General features: G+C 43.5%; 11 protein-coding genes. 10 read left to right on the top strand and 1 reads right to left on the bottom strand.

The features are described from left to right. The 10 genes from wzy to NC99_RS06840 form a co-directional block, all read left to right on the top strand. Positions 1-348: O-antigen polysaccharide polymerase Wzy (gene wzy, locus NC99_RS06875; protein WP_157624589.1), on the top strand; the 348-nt coding region annotated here is incomplete at its 5' end. Between the two features lie 28 nt (positions 349-376). Further along, positions 377-1477: a glycosyltransferase gene (locus NC99_RS06870; protein ID WP_053181385.1), complete on the top strand. Its 1101-nt coding sequence runs from the start codon at positions 377-379 to the stop codon at positions 1475-1477. Between the two features lie 171 nt (positions 1478-1648). Continuing rightward, positions 1649-2764 (top strand): glycosyltransferase family 4 protein, encoded by a 1116-nt coding sequence (locus NC99_RS06865; protein WP_053181381.1) that lies wholly within the window; start codon positions 1649-1651, stop codon positions 2762-2764. 244 nt (positions 2765-3008) lie between these two features. Next, complete coding sequence (locus NC99_RS06860; RefSeq protein ID WP_053181378.1) at positions 3009-3191, top strand: hypothetical protein; 183 nt, start codon at positions 3009-3011, stop codon at positions 3189-3191. Beyond that, the gene (locus NC99_RS22665; RefSeq protein ID WP_082326350.1) at positions 3164-3499 is read left to right on the top strand and encodes a type II toxin-antitoxin system RelE/ParE family toxin; all 336 of its coding nucleotides are present in this window, start codon (positions 3164-3166) and stop codon (positions 3497-3499) included. Before NC99_RS06860 ends, NC99_RS22665 begins: the two co-directional genes overlap by 28 nt. A 729-nt stretch (positions 3500-4228) precedes the next feature. Then, positions 4229-4951, top strand: coding sequence for a hypothetical protein (locus NC99_RS06855; protein ID WP_053181375.1), 723 nt, complete (start codon positions 4229-4231; stop codon positions 4949-4951). A gap of 204 nt (positions 4952-5155) precedes the next feature. After that, a complete protein-coding gene (locus tag NC99_RS22555; protein ID WP_262509305.1) occupies positions 5156-5284 on the top strand; it encodes a hypothetical protein in 129 nt (42 codons plus the stop codon). A gap of 303 nt (positions 5285-5587) precedes the next feature. Further along, a complete protein-coding gene (locus NC99_RS06850; RefSeq protein WP_053181373.1) occupies positions 5588-5770 on the top strand; it encodes a hypothetical protein in 183 nt (60 codons plus the stop codon). Further along, entirely contained in the window at positions 5743-6078 is a 336-nt protein-coding gene (locus NC99_RS22660; RefSeq protein WP_053181371.1) for a type II toxin-antitoxin system RelE/ParE family toxin, read from the top strand. Before NC99_RS06850 ends, NC99_RS22660 begins: the two co-directional genes overlap by 28 nt. Before the next feature lie 259 nt (positions 6079-6337). After that, the gene (locus NC99_RS06840; RefSeq protein ID WP_053181362.1) at positions 6338-6559 is read left to right on the top strand and encodes a hypothetical protein; all 222 of its coding nucleotides are present in this window, start codon (positions 6338-6340) and stop codon (positions 6557-6559) included. A gap of 1557 nt (positions 6560-8116) precedes the next feature. On the opposite strand, the gene NC99_RS06835 is transcribed toward NC99_RS06840, so the two are convergent. Then, the gene (locus tag NC99_RS06835; RefSeq protein ID WP_053181360.1) at positions 8117-8845 is read right to left on the bottom strand and encodes a hypothetical protein; all 729 of its coding nucleotides are present in this window, start codon (positions 8843-8845) and stop codon (positions 8117-8119) included. Between the last annotated feature and the right edge of the window lie 652 nt (positions 8846-9497).

The raw sequence follows: 9497 nt of genomic DNA, 5'->3' as shown, positions 1-9497 counted from the left end.
CCAAACTTATTTAATTTTCAGGATGTATTATTCCCAACCGTAGCATTTGGTATGGGGTCTACATACATTGGTGAAATTTATGCCTCATTTGGCATTCTGGGGTTCATTGTATTTTTAAATTTTTTGATGGGTATTTTCCTCACAATTGAGAATTTACTGCCAAAAATAAGACAATTGGAAACATATACATTTATTATCATTTCCTTGGCGTATATTTCATTTTATATCCATCGAAACACCTTTGGTTTTACTATCATTTCAATTAAACGAATTTTGATTATTATGGTATTCTTTATTTTATGTGAAAAAATCATAAAGATTCCTTATAAAAAACAACAGACACAGTGAAAGAAATATATTCTGAAAAAATTAGCAAATGAAAGAAAGTATCTCTCTAATATTGTTTCCAAGCAATAGGCTTGGAGGAGCAGAAAAAGTACTTAGTTACATTGGTAAACATATATCGACAAATAGACAAGTCATTTTTGTTTTTATTTCTAAAAAACAAGATTCTCATTGGCTAGAAACTGAATATCCACAAATAACTTTCTCAAATAATAGAGAGGTAGTTGGATTTGTAAAACTCATTTTTTTTCTGTTGCGAATTCGCCGAAAATATAAAATTGATAATATGTATTCAAGCCTCACTCATCTAAATGGATTATTAGGATTTTATAGAGCTGTAGGTATTTTAAAATGCAACAAACTGATATGCAGAGAATCAACAAATATTTTTGAACGATTTAAGGGGATAAAGCTTACCCGTTTCAAGCTCTTTTATACCATTGGTTATTCAAAGATTGATTTGCTAATCTGTCAGACTAACCATATGCAAGAACAATTAGTAAATTCATTTAAAAAAGCTAAAAAATGGAAAATAAGAGTAATTCCCAATCCTATCAATTTAAGAGATGCACAAAAAAAGTCAATTGAAGATCTCGAAATTGAGCTTCCGAATCCATCCTTCATCTTCACACTTGGAAGATTGATTAAAGTAAAAGATCATAAAACACTGATTATTGCCTATTCTCGATTAGCTAAGGATTTTCCCAACATAGACTTGGTAATTGGGGGAACTGGCAACGAGGACGCCAATCTACGTAAACTAATAGAACAACTTGGACTTACAGGCCGGATTCATTTGATTGGGAATCTAAAGAATCCGTTTCCTTACTACAGAAAATCAGCACTGAATGTTATCTCCTCCACTAATGAAGGTTTTCCAAATGTGTTATTAGAAATGATGAGTGTTGGAAATCGTTGTGTATCGACCATATGTACAAAGGCAATCCTTGAAATCCCAGGTATTTATATATGTGACATTTCAAATTCAGAGGAATTAGCAGCTACAATGAAACAAGCGCTCACCGAAATAAGTGAAAAATCAGAGATAAATTTATTAAGAATGCGTGAATTTGTAAAAAGTAGAGATATTCAAACGTTCATGGATAAAGTTTGGTATTACACAAATTCCTGAAAACTTATTATTCATGACAGTAAAATTTATACCTCGTAACTTCAGGCAATCAACAATGCCAAGCATAAGTGCTCAGCGAAAGTTCATCTCAACGGGCAAAAGAAATATTGACACAACAAAAAATATCACAATTATCTTTTAATCAGATGATCTTAAATGCAATACGTCTCGATGAAGAAAATAGCAATACTCCTAAACACTTCCTGGTACATCTACAACTTCCGGAGAAATTTAATTAAAGAATTGATTAAAAATGGGTTTCAAGTTACCGCCATTGCACCTTTCGACGAATATTCTTCAAAATTAGAAGAACTGGGCTGTGACTTTCACCCGTTGGGAATTGACTCCAAATCCAAAAATCCGTTTTACGACATTTCGTTATTATTTCGCATGCGAAAAGTCCTTGCGAAAACCAGACCTGACGTATTATTGAATTTTACAATTAAACCCAACGTATATGGTTCACTGGCTGCACGCTCGTTAGGTATCAAATGTATCAATAATGTTGCTGGCATGGGGACATTGTTTACTGATGGACTTATTTCAAGAACAGTTCTAAAAGGCCTCTTCAAAATATCTCAGTTGAAAGTCAAAACTGTTTTCTTCCAAAACCCAGATGATTTTGAAGAACTAACCAAACGGAATATTGTCAAAAAAGAAATTGCCCATTTGCTTCCTGGGTCTGGCGTAAACCTTTCAGAGTTTCCTTTCACTCCGATTTATGAAAGCAAACAAGTCAATTTTTTATTGATTGCCCGAATGATTTACCCAAAGGGGATCAAGGAATTGGTTTTAGCGGCAGAGCGTCTACGAGAAAAGGGCTATCACAACTTTCAAGTACAACTTTTAGGTGAAATGGGTGTCAACAATCCGTTGGCTATCCCGGCTTCTGAGATGGAACAATTTTGTGAAAAGGGTTACATTAACTATTTAGGTAAAACTGACGACGTAAAAACGGTCATTCAACAAGCGGATGCAGTGATTTTACCATCTTACTATAGAGAGGGGACTCCAAAAAGTCTCTTGGAAGCTCTGGCTATTGGCCGTCCGATTATTACAACGAACATGCCCGGCTGTAAAGAAACCGTTATTGATGAGGTAAACGGATTTATTTGTGACCCCAAATCAATAGACGATTTAGCCTCAAAGATGGAAAGGTTTCTTAATCTCGATTTTTCGAAAAAACTGGAAATGGGCAAACAATCTCGAAAACTCGCCGAAACAAAATTCGATGAACAAATCGTTATCGATGAATATTTGAAAGCAATAAATCGAGCCCTGGCATAGAACCCCGCTGGTCCGGATTCAACAGCCCTTTCAATCGCGGTTCGGAAACCGCGACACCCAACGGCCAAGAACGCCGGCAGTCTTTCCAGGCACTTAACGGTTTTTCAAAAAAACGCTCTGCGAATTTTCAAATGAAGAATCGGCAAGCACACCTATCCGCTTAGCGCCTCGTCACACTTCATCAAAACAAAGTTGCCTCACTTCTGGATATTTCTTAAGTTTGTCATAAATTAAAAATATACAGATGAAAGAATTAAAACCATCAGTAAAAAACAGTGATTTAAAAATTTGGGGCTATCCACAATGCTCCTTAACACAAGAAGAATTCTTGGATGGCATTCAAAAAGCTGAAAACGGTCGATTCCATTCTGTTCAACAATCGATGACAAACTTTGAGTTATGGTTGAAATCGAAAGCAAAGAAGTAAGAATCTCTGAACAATTCGATTTAGACATCATTTCAGTATATTCGTTTGGTGAAGATATGTTTGGTCAAAGCGCAGCAAAAAGCTTTGTAGCCGATATTTATAGCAAAGTGTGGAGCTTAGATTCCAATTATCTACTACATGTAGAGTGCCGCCACTTGGTAACAAAAGACAAACGTTATAGAAATATAATCTTGGGATCATACTTGATCATCTACAAAATTAACAATAAAACAATTGACGTCTTGCGAATACTGCATTCTCATTCGAGCATAAAAAACATAAAACGATCAAGACAAACACGACTTTAATATATGCATCCAGCCGTCAATCCACCACCCCTTATTTAATCGAAGCGGTAACAGCCTGTCCCGATGAAGATCGGAAAGTAGTTTGCTGGCCGTCCCCGAGTGGTCGGGGCAGGCTGTTTGTAACGACAATCGAACGACACCCCAACTGGTCCGGATTTATGCGTCCCTTTCAATCGCGGTTCGGAAACCGCGACACCCGGATGACACCTAACAACGCCAGTGGTTGGTCTTCCTTCCCTTTTTTAAGAGCTTGTCCCGAATCTCGATTCGGGAGAAGGTGTCCCATTTTATCGGAACCGGAAGGGTCAGGAAGAAGTAAACAGTAACAATAGGCACAAACCGAGGCGACACTGAAAACCGATAACCGACAACCGACTACCTCTCCCAATCCTAAAAAATCATAACCATCCGCGCCATCTGCGTCCAAGTCTTTCTAACATCTCTACCTTTCCTATGTGGTCTATGTGTCTATTGTGGTTTTCATTGAATTCTAATTTATTAGAAGAAGCACAATCCACTACCACTCGTTTAATCGAAGCGGCAACAGCCTGTCCCGGAGAATTTCGGGAAGTAGTTCGCCGGCAGTCCCCGACCAGTCGGGGCAGGCTGTTTGTAACGACAATCGAGCTACACCCGGCTGGTTCGGATTTTAGCGGGCCGCTAAATTGCGGTTCGGAAACCGCAACACTCGGAGGGTCAAAAACAAAAAAATAGCTTATTTTAGCACGCATGAATGAACTGATCACCGCTACGCTCAACTTTGCGATGGCTTTTGGGGCCATCTTTTTGGTTCACCCTTCGGTGGCGCAGGTGGCCTTGGCCAAAAACCTCACCGCCCCACCGGGAAGTCACCACCCGCCTGGAATTCCCCTGCTGTCGATGGGCGGCATCTCCATGTTTATCGGCATCAACCTCTCGCTGGCCATTTTCTCCACCAATGAGGGCTTTGCCAGCCTGCATCCCTTAATCGCCGCACTCATCATCCTGCTGTTCTCCGGTATGCTGCTCGATACCGACATGGCCTTTCGGTACGTCAGGCAAGTGGCCCGATTGTTCGCTGCGGCCGTTCTGGTACTACACGACCACAGCAATCCGGCAATCTTGCTGCCGGGCCTCCCAAGCTGGTTGAATGCACTTCTGCAAATGGTCTTCGTCATCGGATTTATGTATGGCTACCACGAGCTGGTGATGTACCGCAAGATGACCTTTTTCTACCTGGCGCTGATCAATGTCCTGGTTTTTGCTTTCCTGTTGTGGCAACGGCAAGCTCCCTTCAACGAACTTTTATTGGCACTCAGCCTGGCAGGTAGTTTATCCGGCGTATTGGTTTATAGCCGTTATGCCCGGCAGAAAAATAAGCCCCTGCCCCTGGTCGGGCACACCGGCATTTTTCTAATCGCCATCATCCTCGCCGCCCTCTGGCTACGGTTCTTCGCATACTGGATCAACTAATCAGGCTGCTCAGGATTTAAAACTTTTGGGTGGTTAGACCAAGTAAGGTCACGGACCTATTTAATATTTTCGGTTTCGCTTCTATCACAAATTGTTAAAGGCTCGAAACATGACACTAAATTATTCGCAGTACTTAAAAAGCCTCCCACCCTCTTTTTTGTTGCAAAAAAATAATTGCAAGTTTGTAGCAGACACTCAAAAAGTATGGAAAAGTTAATTTTAGAGATAGACACCCGGAGTAATAAAGGAAAGTATTTGCTTGGCCTAATCAAAGAAATGGCTAAAGACGGTGCGTTCGTTAAAACCCGAGCTGGTCAGGATTTGCAATCCTGACCATTCAACTTGGGATTTGCAATCCCATGGACCGCAAAACATTTCCAAGCCCGCTGGGCTTCAACCACTCCGTCCCCGAGAGCTCGGGGGCACCCCTTCCCTAAGCGAGTTCGGGACAGGCCCCAGCTGCTACGGATTTACAGGCGCTGGATCGGCAATCAGGGGTGGTCAAAAGAAGTGTACAGAGGCTTCAAATCGCGGAAACCGCACCACCCTGGTCCGCTCACCGCCCCCACTTCATCAAAACAATGTTGCCTCACTTCTGGATATTTCTTAAGTTTGTCATGAATTAAAAATATACAGATGAAAGAATTAAAACCATCAGTAAAAAACAGTGATTTGAAAAATTGGGTCTATCCAAAATGCTCCTTGACACAAGAAGAATTCTTAGATGGCATTCAAAAAGCTGAAAACGATCGATTCCATTCTGTTCAACAATCGATGAAAAACTTTGAGTCATGGTTGAAATCGAAAGCAAAGAAGTAAGAATCTCTGCGCAATTCGATTTAGACATCATTTCAGTCTATTCGTTTGGTGAAGAAATGTTTGGTCAAAGCGCAGCAAAAAGCTTTGTAGCCGATATTTACAGCAAAGTGTGGAGCTTAGATTCTAATTATCTACTACATGTAGAGTGCCGCCATTTGGTGACAAAAGACAAACGTTATAGAAACATAATTTTGGGATCTTACTTGATCATCTATAAAATTAACAATAAAACAATTGACGTCTTGCGAATACTTCATGCTCATTCGAGCATAAAAAACATAAAACGATCAAGGCAAGTACGAATTTAATTTATGCACACAAGCCCGAACTCCCCCCCGCTCCCGCGCGATTGTATCGCGTGGTGATCGTAAACATCACACGAAAGGATTCGTGCGGTAGCATCGAAACGGCGCTTAGTGGTTTTTCAAAAATTGGGCGCACGTATTTTCAAATGAAGAACTGGCAAACCAACCAATCCGCGTAGCGCCTAATATCCACAGCAAACAAGAGCCTCGGAATAAAATAAGTCAATAATAAATACCGTATATTTGTACAAAACAAAATACTATGGAAACGATAATTCTAAGAGGGGATTCCGAATCAAATGCCAAACTGATCCTCGAACTGGCAAAAAAATTGAATTTCAAGGCAAAAAGAATCAGCGAACAGGAAGCAGAAGAAATGAGTTTGTATTATTCCGTGCAAGAGGGACTTGAGTCAGGATTATTGGTTGAAGATGAAAAAACAGCATTTCTCTCATCACTCGATCCGAATCACGATGAAGACTGAAATAACGAAAAAATTTCTGAAACAAGTCAATAAAACAGCGGATAAATCAACGAAAAAGAAGCTGCTCGATATCATTGAAAAAACACAAAGTGCAACCACGTTAAATGACATTCCAGCACTAAAGAAACTTAAAGGATACAAGCATACCTACCGAATACGACTGTGAGAATTCCGAATAGGAATCTACATCGAAAACAATACCGTTATATTTGCTGCATTCGATAACCGATCCGACATTTACAAACATTTTCCTTAAAAAATCACCCGCTCCCGTGCGATTGTATCGGGTGGTAATCGTAATTCATATCTTTTTGAACACCACACGAAAGGATCCGCGCAGTACCCGGCGGCTACCAAGCGAAATGACTCGCCAAGGACAAAGACCGCTCACCAACCCGCCCGCCTTCGTCTGATTTTAGCAGCACCAAGGACCAATTCATGATGCCGGAGGCATCGCATGTTTATAGCATCGCCAAGCATTGCAAGGAATTCGACCCCAGACGGGGTCGCACCTACTGCCGCATACCCGATCTCTATAAACATACAAACCCTCCGGGTATGTTGCGCCGGCTCTCAATGATACCCCGGCTGGTCTGTTTTTGCCCGAACTTCCCCTCGTTTGAGCGCAGCGGTAACAGCCTGTCCCCGTGAATTTAGGGAAAGGGTTCGCTGACAGTCCCCGATTGGCCGGGGCAGGCTATTTGTAACGACAATCAAACTACACCCAAGCTGGTTCGGATTCAACGGGCTTTACAATCGACCGTTCCACAGCTCAAAGCATGGGTTAAGCGAGCCTTTGAATCGCAGTTCGGAAACCGCCACCCCCGGATGGCTCCTGCAAAGCCAGTGGTTGGTCTTCCTTGCCTTTTTTTTAAGGGAAGGTGTCCCGATGTCCATCGGGGCGGAAGGGTCAGGACAGCGTCACCCTTTGCTGGGTTCAAACGCAACAGCCCAAAACCCGAAACCGCGACCAAAGGGAGTCCCGATAGAATCGGAAAAACCCGAAACCTCACGGATGACGAGCCTTTCAGCCTGCCAAGTCCCTCCAGCTAAAAGACGGGCGAGGCTTGCGATATTGCGCGGCAAGTCTGCTATATTATGCGGATAGCTTACTATATTGCGCGGCAAATCTTCTATATTGCGCGGATAACTTACTGAATCGTGCGGGGAAACTGCTACATTGCGCGGGGAAGCTGCGGAATCGTGCGGGGCGACTGCTACATTGCGCAGGGCAACTGCTACATTGCGCGGGGAAACTGCGGAATTGTGCGGGGAAGCTGCGGAATTGCGCGGGACGGCTGCGGAATCGTGCGGGGCGGCTGCTAAATGATGCGGATAACTTGCTAAATGACGGACGAAGCTTGCGGAATTTACCGGATCCCTTGCGATAAGCGTCCGACAGCATGCGACAAGAAGACCGCTCCCGGCCAGGCGTGGCAAACATCCGGCTGATGATTCGTTTAAGCCAAAAAAAACCAGCAACCACCTTGCGGTTGCCAGTTTCCAATAAACTTTTTGCTGCCGGTCAGCAACATAAACACGCGACCTCCCGCCGCATTAAACTGCTGCACCCTCTGGATCAGGCGTGCCCGATTTGGCACTGCCGCTCTGCGCTTTAATCAGCTTGGTAAACACAAACAAATCCTTTTTGAGCGGGTCTTTTCGAAACAGCTTCTGGCCAAGATGACCAATATCCATCGCCTGATCATAAATCGCGTTCAACTGCGCATTAACCTGTGCCACTTCCAACTTGGTCGTTCCTTTCAAACTTTCCTGGGTCACATTCAATTGCTTCAGGGTATCGCCGGCAGTCAAAATCTGGTCAATCCGGGCAGGCGAAACCCCTTTTTCTTCCATCGCGGTTCGCATGCCGGCCTCCAGGTTGTTACGGAAGCTCAACAACAAACCAATCACCGCCTCTTGCGTTGGTTTCACAGCAGCCTTCCATTGGGCCATGTACCCCAGGCGCTCAAGCAAACTGTCGCGTTGACCCGGATCCTGCCGAAACCCACGGTCAATTTGCGACTTGACCACCCGCAGATCCTCCATCGAGCCCTCCACCAACTGGTTCACCTGCGATGTCATCGCCCGTAGCTCACTTTTCTGATTGATACCATACACTTCCGTCAAAAGCAATTCAATCGCAGCCCGGAAGTTCGCCGTATAGGGATCATCCCACACCGGACTTTCGGCAACAAACGCTGCTTTTTCTGACTCAAGATTTTCTACCAACGTGAGTGCTGCTACCAACATGGGCAACGCACCACAATTAAACTTACGCTTCATGCTAAAAAAATTAAAAATTAATAAATAGAACGAACAATGCCGACCTTTGGAAGCGTCCAGAAGATGCTCCGGTCAAACATCAGTAATATTTTCCATTTCATTAATCCCTACCAATCTTTAAAGCACAAGCGTGGGGCGGCATAAGAATACTCACTACGGGTTAATTCCGATTTCTTTTAAAAAGTAACCTCTGGCTTTAGCTGTTATAAAGCATAATCTTCTCCGGATACCCCCCGTTTGAGCGCAGCGGTAGCCAGGGGTTCGCTGACAGTCCCCGATTGGTCGGAGCAGGCTGTTTGTAACGACCATCAAACTACACCCAAGCTGGTTCGGATTCAACGGGCTTTACAATCGACCTTTCCAGAGCTCAAAGCATGGGTTAAGCGAGTCTTTGAATCGCAGTTCGGAAACCGCCGCACCCGGATGGCACCGGGCAAAGCCAGTGGTTGGTCTTCCTTCCCTTTTTTTTAGGGAAGGTGTCCCGATGTCCATCGGGGCGGAAGGATCAGGACGAAGTAATCAGTAAACAGTACCAGCAGCCAGAACGCTGCCCCCAGCTGGCCAGTCCGGCAACCGTTAGGTGCCATCCTTATCTTATCCTTTCATGCTGACTGGTACCCGGCCTGAACTTACCAGTGAGGGCTTCACTCAC

This window comes from Sunxiuqinia dokdonensis (genome assembly GCF_001270965.1).
GTDB lineage: Bacteria > Bacteroidota > Bacteroidia > Bacteroidales > Prolixibacteraceae > Sunxiuqinia > Sunxiuqinia dokdonensis.
The sequence above is the reverse complement of the archived record's forward strand: the minus strand, read 5'-3'. Positions and strand labels throughout refer to the sequence as shown.

What these genes read in the sequence shown, in the direction of transcription:
- NC99_RS06870 (WP_053181385.1), top strand. Translation starts at nt 377, where the DNA reads ATGAAAGAAAGTATCTCTCTAATATTGTTTCCAAGCAATAGGCTTGGA.
- NC99_RS06865 (WP_053181381.1), top strand. Translation starts at nt 1,649, where the DNA reads ATGAAGAAAATAGCAATACTCCTAAACACTTCCTGGTACATCTACAAC.
- NC99_RS06860 (WP_053181378.1), top strand. Translation starts at nt 3,009, where the DNA reads ATGAAAGAATTAAAACCATCAGTAAAAAACAGTGATTTAAAAATTTGG.
- NC99_RS22665 (WP_082326350.1), top strand. Translation starts at nt 3,164, where the DNA reads ATGGTTGAAATCGAAAGCAAAGAAGTAAGAATCTCTGAACAATTCGAT.
- NC99_RS06855 (WP_053181375.1), top strand. Translation starts at nt 4,229, where the DNA reads ATGAATGAACTGATCACCGCTACGCTCAACTTTGCGATGGCTTTTGGG.
- NC99_RS22555 (WP_262509305.1), top strand. Translation starts at nt 5,156, where the DNA reads ATGGAAAAGTTAATTTTAGAGATAGACACCCGGAGTAATAAAGGAAAG.
- NC99_RS06850 (WP_053181373.1), top strand. Translation starts at nt 5,588, where the DNA reads ATGAAAGAATTAAAACCATCAGTAAAAAACAGTGATTTGAAAAATTGG.
- NC99_RS22660 (WP_053181371.1), top strand. Translation starts at nt 5,743, where the DNA reads ATGGTTGAAATCGAAAGCAAAGAAGTAAGAATCTCTGCGCAATTCGAT.
- NC99_RS06840 (WP_053181362.1), top strand. Translation starts at nt 6,338, where the DNA reads ATGGAAACGATAATTCTAAGAGGGGATTCCGAATCAAATGCCAAACTG.
- NC99_RS06835 (WP_053181360.1), bottom strand. Translation starts at nt 8,845, where the DNA reads ATGAAGCGTAAGTTTAATTGTGGTGCGTTGCCCATGTTGGTAGCAGCA.